The organism is Pseudomonadota bacterium (genome assembly GCA_016711215.1).
Taxonomy (GTDB): domain Bacteria; phylum Myxococcota_A; class Polyangia.
The window spans coordinates 976953-998743 of record JADJTL010000002.1 but is presented as its reverse complement, the minus strand read 5'-3'; the positions used below and the strand labels follow the sequence as shown (position 1 = coordinate 998743).

The 21791-nt window shown below is 70.6% G+C and carries 16 protein-coding genes; 4 read left to right on the top strand and 12 right to left on the bottom strand.

The genetic code is table 11. The annotated features are described in order from the left end of the window. Positions 1 to 185: 185 nt before the first annotated feature. The 4 genes from IPL40_09030 (at position 186) to IPL40_09015 (ending at position 4712) form a co-directional block, all read left to right on the top strand. A complete protein-coding gene (locus IPL40_09030; GenBank protein MBK8481304.1) occupies positions 186 to 1052 on the top strand; it encodes a hypothetical protein in 867 nt (288 codons plus the stop codon). 566 nt (positions 1053 to 1618) lie between these two features. Beyond that, positions 1619 to 2119: a hypothetical protein gene (locus IPL40_09025; protein MBK8481303.1), complete on the top strand. Its 501-nt coding sequence runs from the start codon at positions 1619 to 1621 to the stop codon at positions 2117 to 2119. Positions 2120 to 2454: 335 nt separating this feature from the next. Then, positions 2455 to 2916: a hypothetical protein gene (locus IPL40_09020; GenBank protein MBK8481302.1), complete on the top strand. Its 462-nt coding sequence runs from the start codon at positions 2455 to 2457 to the stop codon at positions 2914 to 2916. A gap of 143 nt (positions 2917 to 3059) precedes the next feature. Then, complete coding sequence (locus tag IPL40_09015) at positions 3060 to 4712, top strand: TolC family protein (protein ID MBK8481301.1); 1653 nt, start codon at positions 3060 to 3062, stop codon at positions 4710 to 4712. Positions 4713 to 4725: 13 nt separating this feature from the next. On the opposite strand, the gene IPL40_09010 is transcribed toward IPL40_09015, so the two are convergent. The 12 genes from IPL40_09010 to IPL40_08955 form a co-directional block, all read right to left on the bottom strand. Beyond that, the gene (locus IPL40_09010; GenBank protein MBK8481300.1) at positions 4726 to 6579 is read right to left on the bottom strand and encodes an ATP-binding protein; all 1854 of its coding nucleotides are present in this window, start codon (positions 6577 to 6579) and stop codon (positions 4726 to 4728) included. Then, entirely contained in the window at positions 6579 to 7388 is an 810-nt protein-coding gene (locus IPL40_09005; protein MBK8481299.1) for a hypothetical protein, read from the bottom strand. Before IPL40_09005 ends, IPL40_09010 begins: the two co-directional genes overlap by 1 nt. After that, positions 7385 to 8236 carry an ABC transporter ATP-binding protein gene (locus IPL40_09000; GenBank protein MBK8481298.1) on the bottom strand — a complete coding sequence of 284 codons (852 nt, stop codon included), beginning with the start codon at positions 8234 to 8236 and terminating at the stop codon, positions 7385 to 7387. The genes IPL40_09005 and IPL40_09000 overlap by 4 nt, the downstream gene beginning before the upstream one ends. Before the next feature lie 44 nt (positions 8237 to 8280). After that, on the bottom strand, positions 8281 to 9081 hold the full coding sequence (locus tag IPL40_08995; GenBank protein MBK8481297.1) for an ABC transporter permease: 801 nt from the start codon (positions 9079 to 9081) through the stop codon (positions 8281 to 8283). Positions 9082 to 9114: 33 nt separating this feature from the next. Further along, positions 9115 to 10767 carry an OmpA family protein gene (locus IPL40_08990; protein MBK8481296.1) on the bottom strand — a complete coding sequence of 551 codons (1653 nt, stop codon included), beginning with the start codon at positions 10765 to 10767 and terminating at the stop codon, positions 9115 to 9117. A 67-nt stretch (positions 10768 to 10834) separates the two neighbouring features. Further along, entirely contained in the window at positions 10835 to 11752 is a 918-nt protein-coding gene (locus tag IPL40_08985) for a PspA/IM30 family protein (protein MBK8481295.1), read from the bottom strand. Between the two features lie 149 nt (positions 11753 to 11901). Next, complete coding sequence (locus IPL40_08980; protein ID MBK8481294.1) at positions 11902 to 13920, bottom strand: hypothetical protein; 2019 nt, start codon at positions 13918 to 13920, stop codon at positions 11902 to 11904. 1201 nt (positions 13921 to 15121) lie between these two features. Continuing rightward, positions 15122 to 16171: a hypothetical protein gene (locus IPL40_08975; protein MBK8481293.1), complete on the bottom strand. Its 1050-nt coding sequence runs from the start codon at positions 16169 to 16171 to the stop codon at positions 15122 to 15124. 429 nt (positions 16172 to 16600) lie between these two features. After that, a complete protein-coding gene (locus IPL40_08970) occupies positions 16601 to 17848 on the bottom strand; it encodes an aldo/keto reductase (protein ID MBK8481292.1) in 1248 nt (415 codons plus the stop codon). 32 nt (positions 17849 to 17880) lie between these two features. Then, positions 17881 to 19596: a 4Fe-4S dicluster domain-containing protein gene (locus IPL40_08965; GenBank protein MBK8481291.1), complete on the bottom strand. Its 1716-nt coding sequence runs from the start codon at positions 19594 to 19596 to the stop codon at positions 17881 to 17883. Continuing rightward, positions 19593 to 20636 (bottom strand): DUF362 domain-containing protein, encoded by a 1044-nt coding sequence (locus tag IPL40_08960; protein ID MBK8481290.1) that lies wholly within the window; start codon positions 20634 to 20636, stop codon positions 19593 to 19595. The genes IPL40_08965 and IPL40_08960 overlap by 4 nt, the downstream gene beginning before the upstream one ends. Then, a complete protein-coding gene (locus tag IPL40_08955; GenBank protein MBK8481289.1) occupies positions 20629 to 21723 on the bottom strand; it encodes a hypothetical protein in 1095 nt (364 codons plus the stop codon). Before IPL40_08955 ends, IPL40_08960 begins: the two co-directional genes overlap by 8 nt. Positions 21724 to 21791 lie beyond the last annotated feature (68 nt).

Below are 21791 nucleotides of genomic sequence, written 5' to 3'. Positions count from 1 at the left end.
GCGCGACTGGATCCGCCAGCCCGTGGCCAGCAGGCGGGCCACCGAGGTCACCGTCGCTGTCGCTGAGATTAAATGGCTTTATGCCGGTCTACCGGCCGGCCCAGGGCTTGCATTACCGGGGCACGGCCGCAGAGCACGATCCGGCGCCGCAGCGCCTGGCGACGCCCTCCGGCCCGATGAGGACCATGCGACGCTTCGTAGCTCAACTGCCGGCAGCTCAAGGACTCGTCGCTCCACGACTGGTCGTTCAAGGGCTGGTCACTGCGCTGCGGGCGCTTGGAGGCGACCAGGCCCGAGCCTTGGCTCTGGCGCTGCTGGCAGCGCTGCTAGGCCTGATGGCCTGTGAGCCGGGCTCGGAAAACGCCGTCGATCCGAATGTCGGCTTCGGCCAAGACGCCAGCGTCGCCGCGACGCCCGCGCCCGCGCCCGCGCCGCAGGAGCTCAACATCTGCCGCACGGACACCGTCGATAGCTGCGGCCAATGCGCCTACCGCTGTCCGGGCCCCGACGACGCCACGACCATGCGCATCTGCGAGGGCAATCGCTGCGGCCTCGTCTGTCGCGGCACGGCCTATGATGTCGACGGTGAGCCGAGCAATGGCTGCGAGGCTCAGGACGACCTCGCCGAGCGCCAGCTCGCGCCGATCGGCGACTGCGACAGCAGCGGCGGCAGCGTCAGCGGCCGCATCCTCTCCGACACGCGCCGCCACGCCGAGCCACCGACCGAGCGCGCCGACGGCGGGCCCGACCGCTACCGCATCCCCGTCGAGGACGGCGTCTGCTTCCTCGATCCGCTGATCTCCTTGCAGGTGATGAACGCGCCGCCGGGCGTCGAGGTCGAGCTGGAAGCGCGCTTCGTCTGCGCCGACGACAAGCAAGAGTACCGCGCGCCGGCCGTCACGGTGGCCAACGGCCAGTCGAAGAGCGTGATGATCGACATGCCGACCTTCGCGCCCTGCAGCGGCAGCGATAACGGCGCGCTGATCCTCGAGGTCTCCAAGCGCGGTGGCCCCGCGCGCGAGGTCGCCTACCTGCTGCGCTACCGGAGCTGAGGGATGGATCGCCGAAGCGAGATCCTGAGCTCAGGCTGCAGCGCCGGCAAGACGCTGCGGAGCGACCCGCTGCTCCGATATTCGGACCCTCGCTCGGCGGCGGCCCAAACGATCGGCCAGCCGACTAGCCGGCCGGACGCGCGCCGCGTCGGGGCAGCCGAGGGAAGCGGAGGGGATCAGGCCACTTCGTCGCCTCGCCCGGTGCGCGGCGGCGCGGTACACCCCTTGCTTCCCTGGCAAGCGGGCGGGTTGTGCGAGGCGCTGGTTGCCTGGCCTCCTCCGTGGCATAGTGCACCTGCCTGCGAGGCTCGGAGCGGGCGAAAGCGAGGCGGAGAGCGATGAAGAGACGACTCGCAACCCATCTGCTGGCGGCCGCAATCGTGCTGGCCTCCGGACCTGCGCTGGCGGCCGGACGGAAACCGGCACCGCCGGCCGGTGCACAGCTCAAGCGGGCTCCAGCGGCCTCACGATCGAAGCCTTCTGCGCCCGGAGCCGCATGGGGTCCGCGTGTCGCCGCCCGCTTGGCCACGACTAAGGCCTGGGCGAAGGCCTCGCCTTCAACCTCAATGGCGGAGCGACACCTTCGGCGCCTCACGCGCTATGAGCGCCGCAGGCAGCCCAACCGCCCGACCGCCCAGATCGAGCACACGCTGATGCTCAAGTGGGTCGCCGGTGCGGCCGTTGGTCTCGTGGCCTTTCAGATCCTGCCCGTCTGGCCCCTGGTCAAGCTGGCGGCCGGCGTGGCCGTCGCCGTGGCCGGGGCAGTCTACCTGCCGCCCGCGCTGGACGCCTGGAGGGCCTCCCGAGCAGGCGCTGGTGCGGAGGGCGGCGGCGCGAGCGATTGGTGGGACGCCTATCGCAGCGCGCTCGCCACGCACAAGCAGGTCACGCTGCCGCACCTCAAGGCCTTGGCTGCGAAGGGAAGCGCGCTCGCCAGCGGGGGCCTGAAGAGCCTTGCTGCTACGCTGACGCAGCCGAGCCCGAGAGCCTCGGCGCCAAGCTCGACGGGGCCACCGCCGGCTGGCCCCGCCCCGACAGCGGCCACAGCTTCCGGATCCAGCTCATGATGAGGAGCGAGCCCATGCGCAAGCAGTCATTCGGTCATCGGCGGGCCCGCGTCGGGGTTGGCGCCGTCGCCCTCGCGTGTCTCCTCAGCGCTAGCCTTGCCGCCGGGCAGGCTTCTGCCCGCAGTCCCTTCGGTGGCGGAAGCGCGACACGAAAAGCACCCAGCCGGCAGCACGCGACAGACGCAAACCAGGCCCCGGCGCCGTCCGCAGCCCGGCTCTCCTCCCGGCAATGGACCCCGCTGTCGGAGCAGGCGCTAAACCACCAGGCCCGCAGTTCTGGAAGCCCGCGGGCCGCTATTCCTATTCGCGGTCGGGAATTCAAGGAGTGGGCTATCATGGCGGTTCCGGCCGTCATCGCTTTGAGCGTCTTTGCCGGCACCTTCGTGCTCTCTCCGACGCACATCGGCGCCGCCTTCGCGGGCCTCGGCTCGGCGGTGCTCAGTATCGCCTCCGGCTTCGCTATCGTCGCAGCGGCCGTGGTCGTGGTCCCGCCGGTCTTTCGCTGGGCGGCCGAGCGCGTGGCGGCCGGCCGAGAGGGGCGCGAACCGCAGCTCGGACTTGCTGACTTCCTCGGGGCCCACCTGGCGCTCAACGTCGCGCCGGTTGTGCATTCCGTGGCTGACCTGGGTACGCGCTGGGCCGCGCTAGCGCCGCTGACCCACCTGCATGGCCTCGGAGCCAGCCTCGAGAACCAGCTGACCGACCATGTGCAGCAAGGGCTGAGGGCGATCGCGCAGGCGCAGGCAGCGCAGGCGGCACCGCAGCAGCGGAAGGCGGCAGCGGGCGGCAGCCGATAGAGTTACCGCAGGCGCGCGAGAACATGCTGCGAGCGGCAGCGCTGGACGCGCGCGGGGCCCCGGAGCGCCTAGGGCACGGAACTCCCGGCCGGACGGACCGCCCCCTTCGTCGCTCCCCTCGCCCCTCTAAGAAGGCTCCGATGATGCCAGCGCGACGGGATCCACGGCGGCGCCCTTCAAGCAGCTCGAAACTGCGTACGCTGGCGCTGCCGGCCATCCTCCTGATCGCGCTGATCGCGCCGTTTACCCTGCCGGCGGCGCATGCTGAAGCCGCGGCAGCGGACGAGGCAGAGAAGGGCGACGCTCCAGCGGCGCCTCAGGTGCTGAAGCTCTCGCTCAAGCAATGCGCCGAGCTCGCGCTGCGCTACAACCCGCGCGTGCGCGAGGCGGCGCTCGACGTCACGGACCGCGAGCGCCTGCTGGACAGCGCGCGCGCGGCTTGGCTGCCGACGCTGAGCGGCGGCGCGATGATGAGGCGCGAGGTCATCGGCGAGCCCTTCGCCTTCAACGATCCGCGCGGGCGCTTCACCAACACCGGTCCGGCCTTCGACGCCGGTGTCAGGGGTGTCGCCCCGCTGGGCACGACCTACAGCGTCAACGCCAAGTCCGAGCTGCTGTGGACCACGCGCAACGCCGAGAGCATCTCGCCGCAGTACCGCAACCGCCTGGGGGTCGAGCTGACGCAACCGCTGCTCCGCGGCTGGGGGGTGCCGACGGCGCTGGCGGCGCAGCGGGCGGCCGAGCTCGAGCATCAGGCCTCCCACGGCAGCGCGCGAGGCGTCGGTGACGACCTGCTGCTCGAGCTGACGCGCGCCTACTGGGAGCTCTACATCCAATTCGACATGCTCAACCTGCAGCGCGGCGGGCTGGACTACTTTCAGAAGCAGATCGACCGCGCCCGCAGCAACCGGCCGCGCAACGCCGAGGGCATCGTCCGCGCCTACGAGCTGCTGACGGCAAACCAGCACAATGTCATGGCCTACACCGTGCGCAGCATCCTCAGCGGCGAGCGCCAGCTCCTGGCGCTGATCTACCTGACGGATGGGGGCAAGCGCGCCTCGGTGCCGCTCGACCAGCGGCTGATCCCGACCGACCATCCCGAGCCGCAGCCGGAGACCCGCTCGCTCGAGGCGCTGATCGCGCGCGCCTACGCCAAGCGCCCGGAGGTGCGCGCGGCCGGGGAGAAGCTGCGCGCGCAGGAGCTGCTGGTGGCGGCGGAGGGCAACCGCGCCCGCCCCGCGCTCGACCTCGTGCTCAACGCCGGACTCGCCTCCTTCACCGGCGAGGCGACGCGCGGGCAGGCGCGCCACAACCTCGTGACCAACCTGCCGCACCCCGATATCAGCGGGCTCTACGGCGACGCCTGGAGCCAGGTCTTCAGCGGGCGGATGCCCTACGTCGAGGCCGGCCTGCGCTTCGACCTGCCGCTCGCCGCCGACACGCGCAGCAACACCCTCCGAGCGGTGGCGATCGAGCGCGACCGGCTGCGCGTCAAGCTCTGGGCGCTGAAGTCGCGCGTGGCGCTCGAGGTCCGCGACGCCTTCATGCGGCTGCAGCAACAGGCGCGGCTGCTGGAGATCGCGCGGCAGACCTTCGATACGGTGGTCAAGCGCAAGGACAAGGCGCTCGAGGATGTCTTTGCCGGGCGCACCGACGTCGGCGAGGTGCAGTGGGCCGAGAACTTCACCGGTAAGTTCATCGGCGGGTCGAGCTGGGCGGCCAAGGACTACATGATCGTGCGAGCCGAGCTCGCGCGCGCCCTGGGCGAGCTGCGCTCGCAGCTCGGCGTGAAGTAGCGCCGGCGCGGCCCTAGCGGCGGTGGCCGACCTTGGCCCGCGCCATCGCCAGCCGCTCGGCCAGCGCGTCCGGCGTCAGCGCGGCGTACTTCGCCGGCAACATGCTGCGGTTCGAGGCCTCGTAGACCGCCAGCAGCTCCATATAGGTCAGCATCTCGAGGTCGCGCGCCGGCAGGAAATCGCCGACGGCCCGTTGGAAGTCCTCGAGCGTCGGCCGGTCCCGACGCCCCGCCGAGTCGGCCAGCGACGCAGCCAGCAGCGCGACGCCCTCGAGGTCGGCGTTCGAGTAGCCGACGAGCGGCTCCAGGATCGCCGCGCCCTGCGCCGCCAGCTCGAAGTCGGGGCTGAGCCGATGCCGTCGGATCAGCGCGCCGAGCACCGGCTGCACCTCCTGCGGCGTCTGCGGATAGAAGAAGGGGATCTTGCGGTCGAGCCGGCCGGTGCGCTTGATATCGGTGTCGAGCAGATCGGGTCGGTTCGTCATCAGCACGAAGAGGATGCGCCCGCGGTTGCGCCCGTCGGACATGAACTCCTTCAGCCGCGCGATCACGCGGCTCTCCGTCCCACCGTCGGCGCCCGGATTGCCGCCGGCGAGCGCGCGGTCGACCTCATCGATGAAGACCAGCACCTGCCCCATCGCCGGCAGCAGGTCGAGAATACGCTGCAGGTTGGCCTCGGTGGCGCCGACCCACTTCGAGCGGAAGCTGCCGAACTTCACCGCCGTCAGTCCCGATTCCTTGGCGAAGGCCTCGGCGACGAAGGTCTTGCCGGTGCCCATCGGCCCGACGAAGAGAAAGCCCATCGGCACGCGCGCCGTGTCGCCGGCGCGAATCGCCTGCGCCACCCGCCCGAGCTCGCGCTTGACCTCCTCCATCCCGCCGACGGCGTCGAAGCCATGCCTGGCGTCGACGAACTGCAGCAGCCCCGCGCACTCGCGTTCGATCAGCTCGCGCTTCTGCCGCGCGACGAGCGCCACCATCTCGCCGATCGCCTCGCCAGCGCCCGGCGCCTCCGCGGTGGGCTCCGGCGCCACCAGGCCGCGGATCTCGTCGGGCGGCATCCCCTTGGTCAGGCGCGCCAGCCCCGCGAGGCGCTGCTCGCTGGCGCCCGGACCGAGGAGCTGGGCGATGTAGCGCTTGCGCTGCTCGACGTTTGACTCGATGTCCTGCGGCGCGAGGATGGTGCGGATCTGCACCAGCTTGAGGCCCGCCGTGCTCTCGGTCAGCGTGGCCTGCGCGGCCGCGTCGAGCGCCGGCGCCAGGTGGGCGATCAGCGCCCGCCGCTCGGCGGGGCCCGGCAGCGGCAGCGCGATCGAGGCCACCCGCGGATTGTGGGCCAGGCGCGGATGCAGCTCGCTGGCGAGCTCCGTCAAGAGCACGATCAGGTTATCCGCGCGCTCGACCGCGGGCAGGCTGGCCCAGCGGTGCAGGGTCACCAGCGCGGCGCGGTCGCCCTCCCCGTAGAGCGCCAGCTCACCCGCCGGCGCCAGCATCTCGGCGTACTCGAGCAGCAGCGCGAAGCGGCTCTCGGTCAGCAGCAGGCGCTCGAGGGCCGGCAGCACGCGCTCGCGGCTGCGGCTCAGCAGCAGCTCGTCGAGCCCCGCGAGGCCCTCGCGCCGTTTGGCGAAGCGCACGCCGGTGGCGGTGTTATAGAGCGCGATGGTGTCGCGGCTCGGCGCCAGCAGCACCTTGCAGAGAAACTCGTCCAGCGCCAGCGGCTGCCCCTGGTGCAGCACGAGATCGTGCACGTTGCCGTGCAGAATGAACTGGTAGACCTCCCCGCGCAGGTAGCGCCGGCGCAGCTCGCTGGCCCAGGCGGGCAGCCCCTTGGCCTCCGCGTCCGTATCCATCGCGCCTGCGCTGCCCATCACGCCTCCTGTCCTACGCTGACGCGCAGTTGCTCGGCCACGCCCGCCGCCTGCCGCACGGCCTCGACGCCGTCGACCAGCTCGTCGAGGCGATGCGTCAGCTCGCCTGGGCTGTGCATCGAGACGATCTGGTCGCCGAGCAGGTGCAGCGTGTTCTCGATCAGGTCGAGCTGCCCGCCGCTCTGCTGGACAAAGGCGTCGATCTCGCGCAGGCGCTCCTGCCGTCGCAGCACCACGTCGAGGTTCTTCTGCGCCAGCGTGCGCGCCTGGCCCTCGGCCTGGCTGACCTGGCGCTCGTAGGCGCGCGCCTGGTGCTCGATGGCCTCGAAATCCTGCTGCGTGAGATAGCTGCGGAAACGCGCGGTCGTCGCCGCTAGCTCGACGAAGTCGTCGACGATCTGCCGCAGACGCCGCAGCTCGCCGACCAGCAGCGTCCGCTCGAAGCGCGGGTTATCCTCGGCCAGGCGACGGATCGCGGCCTCGCGGCTGATCAGCCGCTCGCAGCGCACGCGCTCGGCCCGGCTCAGCGTGTCGACCAGCGCGATCCGTCGCGCCTGCAGCAGCTCGCGATCGCGCGCATCGAGCCCGCGGTCGATGCGCCGCCGGAGGACGCTCGAGCCCGGCGCGTAGAGCATCCACAGCACCTCGGCGCCCGCCCCGAAGGCCAGCAGCCACCACTGCCCCGTCAGCAACGCGGCCGCCGTGACCCCGCCGAGCAGGCTGTAGTTGTAGACGTTATGAAAGAGCCGGCGCGCGTAGGTCCCCGCGCTGCGCGGCGTCACGGGCGGCGGGCCGCTGGCGCTGCTCACGCGCCCGGCCGCGACGCGGGCGCATAGAGCCGCGCCAAGAGCGCCTGCTCGACGGCGCGGAACTCCGCCGCCGCCTTCAGCGCTGGGGAGCGATCGCCAAAGCTCGGCACCTCGAGGCGCTCGACGATGCGCGCCGGCCGCGGCGTCAGCACGTAGCAGGTATCGCCGACGTAGACTGCCTCGCCGACGTCGTGCGTGACCAGGACGATCGTCGCGTCCTCGCGCTGCGCGATCGCCAGCAACAGGGTCTGCATCTCCCAGCGCGTCTGCGGGTCGAGCGCCCCGAAGGGCTCGTCCATCAAGAGCAGCCGCGGGCGGTTGATCAGGGTGCGCGCGATGGCGACGCGCTGCTTCATGCCGCCAGAGAGGCTCTTGGGATAGAGCTGCCGGTAGTCGTAGAGCCCCACGAGCTGCAGGTAGTGCTCGACCTGCTCGCGGCGTGCTGCCTTCGGCACCCCCGCCAGGCGCAGCCCGTAGCCGACGTTCTCCGCCACCGTCAGCCAGCCGAAGGAGGTGTACTGCTGAAAGACCATGCCGCGATCGCGGCCCACGCCCCGCACCGGCTCGCCGCCCGCGCGCACCTCGCCGCGCGTCGGCCGCTGCAGCCCGGCAATGCTCTTGAGCACGGTCGACTTGCCGCAGCCCGAGGGCCCCAGGAGCACGACGATCTCGCCGCAACCGGGTTTGTCGGGCACCTGCAGGTCGATGCCGCCGACCGCCTCGATCGCGCCGCCGGCGGCGGTGAGGTAGCTGACGTGAAGGTCGACGAGCTCGAGCTTCGGCTGTGGCCTTGCAAGCGAGCCGCCGGCCGTGGGCGTGTTGGGCGCAGCACCGCCGGCGGCCGGCATGCCGGGCGCCGTGGCTGGGCTGGGGCTGGGGTGGGCGGCCGCGCTCATGTGGCCCCGCGCCAGCGGAAGAGCAGCCGCGACGCGCCGCGGATCAGCGCATCGGTCAGCAACCCGATCCCGCCGATCACCACCAGCCCCGCGAAGCTCCACGAGGGCTTGCTGTGCGTGCGCGCCAGCTCGACCATGTAGCCCAGGCCATGCTGCGGATTGACCGCCTCGGCGAGGATGACGTAGGTCCAGGCGATCGCGTTCATCACGCGGAAGGAGTCGAAGATCTCCGGCAGCGCCGCCGGTACCAGCACCGTGCGGAGCACCTGCCAGCGCGAGGCACCCAGCGTGCGGGCGGTCTGCACCAGCTCGTCGGGCACTGCCTTGATCGCGCTGACGACCACCGGCAAGAGGAAGACGAAGGTGCCGAGGAAGAGGAAGGCGATCTTCTGCCCCTCGAAGATGCCGAACCAGAGGATCAGCAGCGGAATGAAGGCCGAGATCGGCATGTAGCGCAGCGGCGCCACGATCGGCTCGAGGACGGCCTCGATCGGCGCGAAGGCCCCCATCAGAATCCCCAGCGGAAAGGCCACCGCCGCCGCCAGCAGGAAGGCGATCAAGATGCGACGCGACGAGATCCAGATCGCCAGCGCCAGGTCGTGCTCGATGAAGAGCTGCAGCGTGCCCTTGATCACCTGCGTCGGCGAGGGCAGGAAGTCGGCCGAGGTCAGGCCGCCGTAGGAGAGCAGGCACCAGGCGCCGAGCACGAGCGCCGGCGAGACCACTGCCAGCAGCAGCCGGCGCGAACGCCGCACGGGCACGCGCAGCGCGAAGAAGTGGTCGTCAGCCCAGGGCATGTCGAGTGAGCGACTTGCGCGCGCGGACCGCGCTCACGGCGCCGCGAGGATGACCTTGATGTCCGTACGGCGGTTGAGCTGCCGTCCGGCCTCGGTCTCGTTGCTGGCGACCGGCTGCCTCTCGCCATGGCCGATGGTCTGGAAGCGCGCGGCCTGCAGCGAGGGGAACTCGCGCAGCAGGTAGTTGCGCACCGCCACTGCCCGCCGCTGCGAGAGCGAGAGATTGACCGCGGCGCCGCCGGTGGCGTCGGTGTTGCCCTCGACCCGCAGGTAGGTGGCGCCGAAGGCCACCATCGTCTCGCCCAGCGCATCGAGCACGAACTCGCTGCCCTCCATGATCGTGTCGGAGCCGGGCGTGAAGTGGATCTGCATCGTCTTGTTGATGATCGCCCGATCCTTCAACGACGGGGCCTTGGCCGCGAGCTTGGGCTCGACCACCTGCTGGCCGGTGTAGCGCGCGGCGAGGCTCTGCAGGAAGCGCGTGTCGACCCAATCCTTGGCGTTGACCGGCCGGGTCACGAGGCCCTTCTTGCGCCAGATGATGAACGCCGTATCGAAGAGCGTCGCGAAGTGCGAGCGCCCGCCGCTCAGCCCGTAGAACGCGGCGTTGTCGGCATAGGGCGTCAGCTTGAGGCCGGAGAGCATGCCGCTGACCGTCTCGGCGTCGAGCTTGAGCGCGTCACCGACGATCAGCTGGCTGGCGACGGGATCGTCGCGCAGCAGCTCGATGCCCTGCAGCCAGCCCTGCACGAAGGCCTGCAGGCTCGCCGGCGCCTGCTCGATCAGCGCCTGCCGCGCGACCAACGTGTCGGCGATGACGTGCGTCGCCGCCGTCGTCGAGATCAGGACATGGGCCTCCGCGCCGCGCGCGGCCACCGCACCGGAGAGATCGGGCTCCCAGGTCACGGCCGCGTCGACGCGCTTGGCCTTGAACATCGCCGCCGCCGCCGGGGCGTCCTGCGTGAAGATCAGCCCCTTCTCGATCGCGGCGCGTTCCTCGCTGCCGAGGCCCGACTGGCTGAGGAGGAAGAGCAGCAGGAAGTGCGAGGGCGTGAACTGCGTACAAGCGATCGTCTTGCCGCGCAGGTCCTCGACCGATTTAATCGAGGCGAGCGCCACGATGCCGTCGCCGCCGCGGCTCCAGTCCTGCAAGATGATCGACTTGGCGGCGACCGCGCTCTCGCTGAGAAGCGAGGCCTCGCGCGCCCAGTTGTCGACCGTATCCCACATCAGGTCGAGGTCGCCCTTCTTGAAGGCGGCGAGCTTGGCCGCCGGATCCTCGATGAGCACGAACTTCACCGCCAGACCGAGCTGCTTGCTGAAGAGCGAGCGCGCGTTCGGCTCCATCCCGCGGTTGAAGACCACGCCAGGCGCGTGTCCGGCCCAGGTGTTGATACCCACCACCAACGGGCGCGCCAGCCGACCGCCGCCGACTGTGGCCACGGTCACGCCGGCGGCCGTCGCGTGGCGCGCGGGGTCGGCGGGAGCTTGCCCCAAGGCCGCGAAGTCGCCCTTCGACACCGCATCGGCGGCCTTCGCGGCGACGCCGACCACGGGCGCCTCGCTGCTGCGCCCCTCGGTGGCCCAATTGCGCACCTGCCCGCTGAAGCGCGTGTAGCCGACGTAGGCCAGCACGGCCAAGACGATCAGCGTGACAAAGACCTTGGCAAAGGGCGTCAGCTTCATGGATTCCCTCGATCAGCGCGGGGCCGCGCCGCCGCGGCCGTGGCGAGCTTGATGGTTCGGTGCAGCGCTAGAGCGTGCGCTGGGCGCTCTGCGCGCGCGTGGCCTTGAGCTTCTCCCACTCGTCGCCAGCGGTCACCGCGCCGGCCGACTGCCGGAGCTTGGCCAGGCGCGTGTCGAGGTCGCTGTTGCCCAGCTCCTGACCGAGGTTGGCCTCGGCCACCACCGTCTTGATATGGTCGCGCACGCCCTCGAGCGCCTTGACCTCGGCGTCGACCGAGAGCCCTTCGAGTTGGTCTTGGATCCGCATCCGCGCCTGGGCGCTGGCGAGCTTGGCCAGCATCCGGTCCTTCTCGGCCTTGAGCTTGCCGATCTCGCTCTGCACCTGCAGCAGGCTGGCCTTGGCACCCTCGGCATCGCTGCTCGCCTGACCGAGCTCGCCCTCGATCTCCGCCAGCTGCTGGAGCAGGGCCTGCTGCTTCTGAATCAGCACCACGCCCAGGTCCTTCTGGTCGGTCGCCAACGCGGCCGTCAAGTCTACCCCGACCTGCTGCTGCTCCTGGCGGGCGCTCTCGAGCCGCGCGGTCAGCTCGTCGCGCCGCCGGATGATGCTCGCGGTAGCCTTCTTCAGCGCCGCGAACTTCTCCACCATCCCGTTGATCGCATTCTCATAGGCGATCTCCGGATGCCCCTTCTCGAGGTCGGAGACCCAAAGGCTAAGAAAGCCCCGCCAGAGGTTGTACAAGCGAGCCACGACGCCAATACCCACGGCAGCCCTCCTTGCGCGCTTCAGCCGAACGCGCCCCGAAGCGCGATGCTCACACTCCAGGCCGCCGACGATAGCGATCGCCCCTAGGCGTGTCAAACAGGCCCCCGACCGCGCGTCCGCCTGACGCACCAGGGCGTCGTGCAGATGGGGCCAGCCAGATGGGGCCAGCCAGATGGGGCCAGCCGGAGAATTGGCGAGCGCGTGGGGAACGGAGCGCATCGACGCCACAAGCCATGGTCAGCCCGCAATACCGAGGCACGCAGCAGGCTGAAGCGAGGTTCGCGCCTACGCCGGCGCTGATTCGGAGGACAGTAGGCCAGCGCCGAGGCCGAATGTGGCGCCGAGACCGACGATCCGACGCGCAACGCTCAGGGAGCGGCGCCACCGAAAGCGGGCGTCCAAGGCACTGTTGGAGTCCGCAAGCGCCCAAGCTCTCCCCTGATCGCTTGACCGACGCGTTTAGCGCGCGCCGCCCAGAGTGTTCTGTGGGTAGGGATCGCGCTCTGCGGCGTCAGCCGCTCAACCCAGGCTGCTTGCCGCGCCCGCTCGGGGTTGGTTAGCTTTCCCTGCGACATTCTCGCCAGCGCACGGCCTTCCTGCTCGCCCAGAGGGACCAAGGGCGTCCCGCGTCCCACCGTTTCAACACCCAACCGGTAGAGGGCATCCGCAGCGACATATCCGGCGACCCTCTCGGCCACACGCTCCCTCTCCGGTGCATCTCTAATCTGGCTGAAGATGGGGTCCGCTTGAAGGACTTGCGGGTCCGGCTGGACAGCGCTCGCGTGCACCAGCGCGACGACCCCGCAAGAGTTGTCGCCATCCGCTCTGTTGCCTGGGCTCGCCTCGGCGCGGACCACCCGTCCAAGGCCGGTGAGGAGTGCCACAACACCCTGCGGTGGTCCCTCACGCTGACCTACCAACCCGTTGGCAAAGCGATAGCCCGCCCACCCAAATTCGCTGGCCATGGCCGCCGCCCAGAGCCAGAGGTTGCCCGTCTGCGCGATCTTCGCGTTGATGCGGAAAAACGTGTCGCCGACGAGGCTGAAGACCCAACGCCCCTGCGAGGTGACGAGGTGCTGGCGATTCATGACCTGCGAGCCCCAGAAGCCCGAGGAGCAGATCAGGCTGGCGGGAACGGCGGTCGCCACAATTGCGAGCGCCGGCAGCGATAGCGCTCCGAAGGAACTGAGCCCGCCCATGTACGAGAGTTCCAAGAAGGCGAGCATCCAAAACGAGCCGTTAGCGAGGTGAGCGATCTGCCCCTTTCTGAGCGCACTGCCCTCGATCCAGACACCGATCCGTTTCCAGGGATTGCGCTCAGTCGCTCCACTGCTCGCTGCGACCGCCCGCCCGAGCTCGTTGGCCTGGTCGTCGACCCGCTTGATGGCCTCAACCGCCCGCTCGAGGCCGGCCCAGCGCTTGTCCTCGGCTGTCGCTGCCCCTTTGGACTCGGATTGCACAGCCTCCCACTTGTCGCCGCCTGCGGCGGCGAGAACCTCGGCAAGGCCCCCGCGATGTTCGCTGGATTGGGCGGCCATCGCCGCGTGGGCTTCCGCGCGACGCTTACGTATTTCGCCGATATTGAGCTGAACCGTGAGCGTCTCGGTTGCACCGGAACCTCCCACGGCGCGAACCTGAGCTGGAAACGTCACAATTGCGTCGACGTCCTCCATGCTCAGGCCAAGTTTCCCGGCGATGGTCTTCTTTGCGGCTTGCGCCCCGCCGCTGAAGGCGGGCCCCAGGCCAAAGTGCTCCATCAGCAGGTCGTTGGCAGCATAGGTCCTCGTGCCGCCTTCGGTGCCGAAGAGGATCCGCGTCCACGCGCCGTAGGCGAAGGCGTCGTTGAGTTGGTTGGGCCAGACGCTCCAGATGTGATTCAGCCCCATCGAGAGCGCAAAAGCCGTCACACCCGGCCCGCCACCCACGACCCCGAGCCAAAGCCCAACGTCGACAAGTGTCCAGCCAAAGCCCCAGACAGCGCCGAAGGCCTCGTTGCGCTGCTGTGCAGCGCCCGCCTGCTTCTCCGCCCACCAGGCTCGCGGGTGAAGCGCCGCCTGGGCGGCACCACTCGCGGCGTTTGCCACCGCGCCCGGAATCGCTGCCAGGTTCGCAGGCATAGCGCTCGCTGAAGCGCGAATCCGCTCACCCGTCGTCGAGACCAGGCGACGGGCATGCTCGCGATTTCTTTGCGGTGCGTTAGCCTCTTCCCTGATCGCTCGACTAATCGAGTGTCTGGTAACGCCAGCGACCTGCGCCGGTACAAGCTCGACCTGCAGGGCTTGCGCGTTGTTCGGTTGGGCCGCTCTGGCCTTGAAGATTTGGCTGATTTTGGCGGTAAGCGCCTCCCGCTCCTCCCCTGACATCCTCCCGTCGATGGCCACCTTCACGAGCCGCACGGGGCCGTCAAGGAAGGGTACCGCTTGCCGAGTGCCGTCCGTACGACCCGTAGGACTGAGAGACGCGCCCAGAACGTCCCTCACCATCCCCCAGTCAAGGTCTCTGGCGACCACGACCGGTGGGAGTCCAAGGACCGGGTCCTTCAGCCGGAGTCTTTCGGACGTCCCGTCGGGGCCCGGCTGCCCGTCGGGGCCCGGCTGCCCAAAGTAGATCGATTCAAAGACCATCATGGCGAACTCGGGTGCAGCTCCAGTAGGCTGGGCGGGGGTAGCCGCGCCTGCGGCTGGGGCGGCAGCCCGAGCGTGCGCCGGGCGGCCGCGTCTCGGGGGACGCTTTGCGCTTGCCCTTCCGGCGGGCGGCTGAGCGTCAGTTGCCTCGTCATTCTGTCCGGGGTTGCCGGGCGACGGCTCGCGAGCGACAGGCCTAGCCTGGTCAGACGTAGCGTCGTCAGACCTAGCGCGGGCAGGTGAATCGCCGGCAACCGAGCCGCCGCCGCCGCTGTCGCTTTCCTCACCGCCCCTCCTTTCAAGGCGAGTCCCTCCGGCACGACCCGTCGTGTCGGCCCATGCGCGACCATTCCCAAGTCCAAGGATCAGCGCAAGGGCTGCCGCCAGGCCTGCGCCAGCGGCCGCGCGGCGCAATGACTGTTGCCACCCAATCAGCCCTCCGACGCCCGAGGGCCCGCCTCGCCTCGGTGCGCCAGCTCGAGCGGGAATCCCCTCATCGGCGGCCAGCGCTGCACTACCTCGATAGAAGCCAAGCATTGGACAATTCACGTGCTTCCCCCCAAGATCCGACACCATCAGGCCTCCTTCGGCCCCGTGGTGAGCTCCATGCTGAAAAGTACCTGCGTGTATTTTATTATCCTACAAATACGTATATTGAACTACACTTATGTAAACTACATTGCTCTTCATGCAGAGGAGCACAGCGCGTGCCGACTGTCAACGATACGATAACGGCTTGTAGGAGTGAGGGTTTTGGATCGGTCTGCGACTGCGCGGGGAGTCGCAGACCGATTATCGGAGACCCGCTGAGCGGTAGGTGGCTAGCGAGGTAGTCAGTCTTTTCGGCGCCCAGCCCACCAGCGGCCTGCTTGCTGGCACGGCGGCGGGCCTGCCGACGCCGCACGGCCGCGCAGATCCACGGCGTGACCGCGTGAAGGCAGCGCCTCTTGGATCATGGATCTCGCTAGGGCGAGGAGAGCTTCATCAGCTCGCGGAGCTGAGCGGCGTCGGCGTCGTTCTTGGTCACGAGCTTCGCGTACCACGCGCCAAGTTTTTCGAGGAGGGTGGCGCGCTCCGGCCGCGGCGCCACACGCGTCTGGGCCCAGGCGCGGAGCTCGGCTTGATCCTGCTCCGACAGGCCCTCTTCGCGGCTGCGCTGCTCCCCATTGGGGAGATCCTTAATGGCGAGATCCTCGCTGGCCAGGATCGTCGCCGCGGCCTCGTACTCGCGCCTTGCGCGCCCGGCCCTGAGCGACATGGCCACGAAGGCGCTCCCCAACACGGCCGACTTGGCCATTGCGAAGCCGACATACCAGTGGATCGGCGCGACGAGGACGAAGGCGATCGTGGCCGCATCGAGCGCCGCGATGCCCAAGAAACCAAAGCCGACGGCGCGGCCCACCAGGCGGGGCGCGTTTTCCGCACGATAATTGGGCGTGCGGCCGGGCGCGGCGGCCTCTCCCGCGGGAGCCGCCGCGGCGCGAGCACGCTCGGCGTAGGTCCGCGCCGCGCGCCACCCCTGGCGGAAGTCTTTCGAGAGCAGCCAGCTGAGGCCGGGGTCCGTGACGACGGAGGGCGGCCTCGGCGGGCCCTCTGCCTGCTCGGCGGTTGGCTCCGGCTTCAGAGCACGCTCCTCATGGCCGGAAACCAAGGCCTCGACCTTCGCCGCCCAGGCCCGAGCGGTGGGCTCGGCTTCCGCTGATGCCTCACCCGCTCCGGTTGCCGGAGAGGGCGAGCGGTGCGCTTCCGCGTGCACCACCGTCAGGTAGTCACTGGCGACGCCGCTGCCGGTGAGCACCGAGAGGCCTACCGTGCCCCAGAGGGCTCCACGCAGCGCTGAACTGACGAGCGCCTGCCAGAACCAGTAGACGCCGGGAAGCAGAGCGTGGGCGCCGATGGATAGCGCCGCGATCCCGGCCGGCACCAACAGGGCCCTCTGATGCGTGACCAGCGTGTCGTGCCGCGCGGCGTCGAGCTTGGGCCTCACCCCAGCCCTGGCCAGCTCGCGACCCACGGCGATTGCTCGATGGGCCAAACGTCGCGCCGCGCGATAGCGCTGGAAGCTGCTCCTGTACTGCTCGACGCGAGCGCGCCAGGCGCCTTGGGCGGGGCCGGTGCCAGCCGTGGCCGTCGCGTCAGCGGCGGCAGGGCGCGGCGCAAAGCTCAGGACGGCGAGGAGGATCGCCCAGCCGACGCCCGCGCGCAGCGGCCCACACCGGCCCCCTGCCGCCCTGCCCGAAGGAGCGGCCCTACCCGAAGGAACCTTCACTACGCACCCCCCGCACTCCGCAAGAAGACCGCAACGGCGAGCACCGCAGCCTCCACACGAAGGCGTCGACCACAGCGCCCCTCGCGCGGCGAACAACCCCTCCGGCAAGCTCGCCAGCGCCGGGACCCGCAGCTGAACGCAAGAACAAGGCCACCAATCCAGCCGCCGCGCACTCTACCCCAAGACCTGGGCGGCGCGGCCGAGTAGCGCCTGGAGGTCGAGGCCGTGGGGGCAGGCCGCGGTGGCGGCCTGGAGGTCGAGGCCGGCGAAAGGGCGGCCGGTGGCCGCGAGGCGGGCGACGGTGGCGCGGGCACGCGCCGGCTCGCCGTAGACGTCATGGTACATCAGCGCGCGCAGCGTATCGCCGATGGCCTGGGGCGCGGCCAGCGCGGCACCGCAGTGGTGGTCGCAGCCATCGCAGGCGAGCGCCCGCGTCGCGCTGGCGTAGCGCTCGAGGGCCTCGTGTTCTGCGGCGCCGAGCTTGCTGCGGTCGAGGGCCGCGGCGATGTTGGCGCGCAGCTTCTCGAAGCTATCCATGTGCGAGACGGCGGCGCTGATGCGCTCGTCCGCCCAGACCGCCTTGAGCACGGCCTGCTGCCGGGTCCACTTACCCCTTTGCTCGAAGCGCTGCCAGCGCGCCTCGAAGGAGAGCGACGAGCCCTGGGTCTTCATCGCGATCAGGCCGACCCCCGCCTTGACGCAAGCGTCGATCGCGCGGTTCAGCGCCGCGTCGCCGTAGTTGCGAAAGTTGTAGCGGAACATCACGGCCTCGACCCAGCCGAGCTTCGCCGCGTGTTGCAGCAGCTCGGCGACGTTGCCGTGGTGACAGGAGAAGCCGAAGTGCTTCAGCTTGCCGGCCTTGCGCAGGCGCTCGACGGTGGCCTTGAGCTCGCGGCTGAGCAGCTCGGGGCGCTGGAGCATGTGGAGGAAGTACATTTCGACGTGATCGGTGCGCAGCCGGCGCAGGCTGCGCTCGAGCGTCCGCGTGAAGCCCTCGGGCTCGTGCTCGTCGCTCTTGCTGGTGATCCAGAGCTTGTCGCGAACCTTGGCGCGCGCGTGGAAGGCGCCGATCGCCGTCTCGCTGCTGCCCCCGGCGTAGCAGTCGGCGGTGTCGAAGTAGTCCACGCCCCAGCGCAGGGCCTCGGCGAGCTTGGGGTCGAAGTGCGGGTCGAACATCATCGCCCCGCCCATCAGCAGGATGGGGACCTGCTCGCCCGTGCGGCCGAGGGCTCGCCGCGGCACCCGCTCGACCGCGCGTCGCGCGCTGCTCGCCGCCCGCCGCGCGGCCTCGGCGGCGTCGGCGCCGAGGGCCAGGCTCGCGCCGCCCAGCACCAGCGCCGCCCCCGCCGCGCCACCGCGCCTGATCAGCTCGCGCCGCGTCAGCGCGCCTCGCTCTGCCTCGTCGTCGTCGTCTCGCTGCATCGGGCTCCCTCCTTGGCGCGCGTCTCGCGCCCTTACGGTCGCGCCGCGCCGCCGCGATGACTGCCGAGCAGCAGCGATCGGTCCTTGGCGCGCGTCTCGCCCACGGCGGTGACGTAGACCGCGGGCTGGTCGATCACCGGACATTCGTGCTCACAAAGGCCGCAGCCGATGCAGAGCTCCGGCCGCAGGTAGGGCCTGCGCAGCGCGACGCGCTGGCCATCCCAGCGCGTGATCGTCTCCTCGTAGGCGCCGATGGCCTTGGGGCTGACGGGGCAGACCTCCTCGCAGACGACGCAGGGTGTCTCCATCGCCCAGGGCAGACAGCGCCCGCGATCGAAGAAGGCCGTGCCCAGCCGCAGGGGCCCCGCGGCGGCGTACGTGCCACGACCGAGCTTGCGATCACGGCTGAGCTTCTGAATCGCCCCGGTCGGGCAGACCTCGCTGCAGAGCGTGCAATTGAGCTGGCAGAAGCCGACGCGGAAGTCCATCACCGGCGCCCAGAGGCCCTCCAGACCCGCCTCGGCGAAGGTCGCGGGCTGCAGGACGTTGGTCGGGCAGACGCGCAGGCACTGGTCGCACTTGATGCAGCGCGCGAGGAACGCCTGCTCCGCGACGCTGCCGGGCGGGCGCAGGGCCTTGGGCGAAAAGCCACGGGCGCTGACGGCCTTCGAGCGGCGCAAGAAGGGAAAGCTCAGCGCGGCGGCGGCGGCCGCGAGCAAGACGCGGCGCCGCGCGACGGCCGGGGCGCGCTGCTCGGTCGCGGCGCGCTTGGAGATCACGGCAGGAGCGCCGAGGGTGGCGGCAGCCGCGGCGCGCGAGCCAGCGGGCCGGCGAGCGGCCGACAGCGCCGGGAGACGAAAGCGCAGCGCGTCCTCGGGGCAATCATCGAGGCAGTTGAAGCAGACGAAGCACTCGCTCTTGCGCAACGCCGCCTGCGGGTCGGAGGCGCCCTCGCAGTGGCGCAGGCAGAGATCGCAGTCGGTGCAGCGGGTCAGGTCGCGATCGATGCGCCAGAGCGCGAAGCGCGAGAGCAGGCCGAGAAAGGCGCCGAGCGGACAGAGCACGCGGCAGAAGAAGCGCGGGATGAGCAGGTTCAGCCCGACCAGCCCCACGAGCAGCAGCCCGATGACCCAGGCCGCGGTGAAGACGCGGGGCTCCACGGTGCCGGGCGCCGAGGCGAGGCCGGCGAGGCTCGCGGGCAGGGCGCTGTCGAAGGCCGAGAAGAGCGCGACCGTGGTCGAGCGCGCCAGCAGACAGATCGGATCGAGCAGGCCGATCTGCAGCGCGCCGAAGCCGGCGAGCACGACGAAGACCGTCAGCAGCAGGTACTTGAGCTGGTAGCTTTGGCGGTAGCGATTGCGCTCGAGCTTCATCCGATTGGTGCGGATGTTGAACAGCCAGCCGACGAGCTGGTGCAGGCTGCCGTAGGGGCAGATCCAGCCGCAGAAGACGCGACCGAGCAGGAGCGTCGGCACGACGATCCAGAGGCTGCGCCAGAGCCAGCGATAGACCGTATGCGTCGAGAGCGCGGTGGCGAAGGTGACCAGGGGATCGAGCTCGAGGAAGAGCGAGACGGGATAGCCGCCCAGGCGACTGAACCACGCGGTCCAGAGCAGGAAGAAGAAGAGCGCGAGGAAGAAGCCCTGCGTGAAGGTGCGCCAGACGGTCAGGCGGAGCCTGCGCGCGACCCACGGCGTGCCATCGGCGTTGCGCGCGAAGAACCCCTTATTGGCCGGCGCTTCGCTCATCCGAGGCGTGCCTCCTTGACGTGCAACGAGCGCCAGCGCGGTTGGCCGAGCCCGCGGGCGGCAGCCAGGGCGAAGTAGCCCGGCAGCGGCTCGGCGCGGCGATCCAGCAGCATATCCCAGCCGCAGGCATCGGCGGCGAGCGAGTCGGTCGAGGCGACGAGGGTTTGACCGGCGCGGACGTCGCTGAGGTTGCCCCCGGTCGGTCCACCGCGAAAGAGCACCCGCGTGCCATCGAGGACGACGAAGGTCGGGCGCAGCATCAACGCCAGGTCGGCGATGATGCCGTGGATGTCCTGATGGAACTGATTGCGCCGGCCGCCGAGCAAGCCGTACCAGTTTTTGGTCGTCAGCGAGGCCCGGCAGAGGTTGTGGTCCTTGGTCGGCGCCACGCCGATGACCTTCGTCACCCCGATAAACGGACGCCAGAAGAAGGGCCAGCGCGCGATCCACGTCGCGCCGGGCGTCTCGAGCAGCTCGAAGTCGCTGCGCGTCGGCAGGTAGACGCGCGCCCCTGCGGCCTGCGCGGCGGCGCCGATGCCGCTGCGCGCGAAGCAGCTCTCGGGCGATTCGATCGGGTTGTCGGCGACGCGCACCTCGGCGGCCCCGGCCTCACGGACGAGGCGCACGAGCGCGGCCAATAACTCGGGCTGGGTCGTCGCGGCCAGCGCCGCCGGCCGCTCGAAGGCGACGTTGGGCTTGATCAGCACGACGTCGCCGCGCTGCACGTAGTGGCCGATGCCGCCGATCGCGTCGACGGCGTAGCGCAGCATCGCCTCGACCCGCGTGCCGTGCGCGACGCCGAGGCGCGCCGCCGTCGGCGCCGCGGCCACCGCGAAGCCAGCGGCAGGGAGGCGGTGGGCGCGCGGCCGGGGCTTGCCCCGCTCACCGTCCGGGTCACGCAGGGCGAGCGGCCAGCCCGGCGGCGCCAGAGTGGTCCAGCCCCAGAGCGCGGCGATCCCGGCGGCGGCGCCCGCCTGCTTCAAGAAGGCGCGGCGTGCGGCCGCGCGATCGGCGTCAGGGCCTCGCTGCGCGTCAGCCATCGGCAATGCTCTCCTGCGCCAGCGCCAGCAGGGCCGCGCGCAGGCGCCGCAGGGCCGCGAGCGCCGCCGCGCGATCGGCGGCGCCGCGTACACCGAGCACCCAGACCCCCGCGCTCGTGGCGCCGGCCAGCGTATTCAGGTAGCGGTCGGCGATCCACCTCACGCCCTCGGCCTGCCCGCGCGGCGTCCCGTAGCTGGCGAAGCCCGCCGTCAACTGCGCCGCGAAGGCGCGCGCCTGCGCCGCGTCCGCCCTGCGCGCGACGAAGAGCTCGGCCTCGGCGTCGAGCCGTGCGGTCCAGACCTCGCGGGCGAAGCCGAAGGAGAAGGCGTTCTCGCGCAGGTAGGTCAAGCGCGCGAGGTCGAGGCCGAGGGCCTCGACGAAGAGCGCGTAGGCCCAGGGAAGGGGCTCCCCCGGCAGCGCCCGGCGCAGGCGCTGGGCCAGATGGTCGAGCGCGGCGCCGACGGCCACGCTGGCGTCACTGCCGAGGGCCCGCAGGTAGTAGCGCCCGTGGGTGAGGAAGCGCGCGTTCGGCGCGTCGTAGGCCAGGCCGGGCCCGATCCGCCGGACGCTGGCCTCGGCCGGCCGCTCCCCGGCGAAGGCGCCGATCGCGTTGGCGGCGCTGCCGAGGTCGTAGAGCTCGAGGTCGACGCTGGCCACGAGGGGTGCGTCGGCGATCAGCGCGACCCAGCTCAGGCGACGAAACCCGAAGCTCTTGAAGTAGTCGGCGCGCCCGTTGATCTTCTCGTAGAGGTTGTCGACCCCGTAGTGCGCGAGACGCTGCTCGCGCCAACCCGGCGCCGCGAGGCCCTGCGGCAGCCTGCCGCGCGAAGCGCCCGCAGCCGGGGCGGCCGCGCGGGCGCCGGCCACGGGGCGCGCGGGCTCCCCCTCGAGCAAGGCGGCGCCGACGGCGAGCAGCTCTGAATCCGGATGAGCGCCTTTCCAGAGCACCCAGATCGCGACGGCCATCAGGCCGACGAGCAGCAGCAGCCCGGCGTAGACCTCCGCCAGCGCGTAGCGCGGGCGGTAGTGGCGCCAGCCATCGCGGATCAGCAGGCGGTGCTCATCATAACGCGCGGGAGGGGCCATCGCGCGTCGATTGTGCCACGGGAGCGCCGCGAGCGGGGCAACCGTGATAGGCCGGCCCCATTGGCGGG

Bases quoted from the DNA above. Each gene is read 5' to 3' on its own strand.
- IPL40_09015 (MBK8481301.1), top strand. From the start codon at position 3,060: ATGCCAGCGCGACGGGATCCACGGCGGCGCCCTTCAAGCAGCTCGAAA.
- IPL40_09010 (MBK8481300.1), bottom strand. From the start codon at position 6,579: ATGGGCAGCGCAGGCGCGATGGATACGGACGCGGAGGCCAAGGGGCTG.
- IPL40_09020 (MBK8481302.1), top strand. From the start codon at position 2,455: ATGGCGGTTCCGGCCGTCATCGCTTTGAGCGTCTTTGCCGGCACCTTC.
- IPL40_08985 (MBK8481295.1), bottom strand. From the start codon at position 11,752: ATGCGCTCCGTTCCCCACGCGCTCGCCAATTCTCCGGCTGGCCCCATC.
- IPL40_08970 (MBK8481292.1), bottom strand. From the start codon at position 17,848: ATGCAGCGAGACGACGACGACGAGGCAGAGCGAGGCGCGCTGACGCGG.
- IPL40_08990 (MBK8481296.1), bottom strand. From the start codon at position 10,767: ATGAAGCTGACGCCCTTTGCCAAGGTCTTTGTCACGCTGATCGTCTTG.
- IPL40_08965 (MBK8481291.1), bottom strand. From the start codon at position 19,596: ATGAGCGAAGCGCCGGCCAATAAGGGGTTCTTCGCGCGCAACGCCGAT.
- IPL40_09025 (MBK8481303.1), top strand. From the start codon at position 1,619: ATGGCGGAGCGACACCTTCGGCGCCTCACGCGCTATGAGCGCCGCAGG.
- IPL40_09000 (MBK8481298.1), bottom strand. From the start codon at position 8,236: ATGCCGGCCGCCGGCGGTGCTGCGCCCAACACGCCCACGGCCGGCGGC.
- IPL40_08995 (MBK8481297.1), bottom strand. From the start codon at position 9,081: ATGCCCTGGGCTGACGACCACTTCTTCGCGCTGCGCGTGCCCGTGCGG.
- IPL40_08960 (MBK8481290.1), bottom strand. From the start codon at position 20,636: ATGGCTGACGCGCAGCGAGGCCCTGACGCCGATCGCGCGGCCGCACGC.
- IPL40_08955 (MBK8481289.1), bottom strand. From the start codon at position 21,723: ATGGCCCCTCCCGCGCGTTATGATGAGCACCGCCTGCTGATCCGCGAT.
- IPL40_09030 (MBK8481304.1), top strand. From the start codon at position 186: ATGCGACGCTTCGTAGCTCAACTGCCGGCAGCTCAAGGACTCGTCGCT.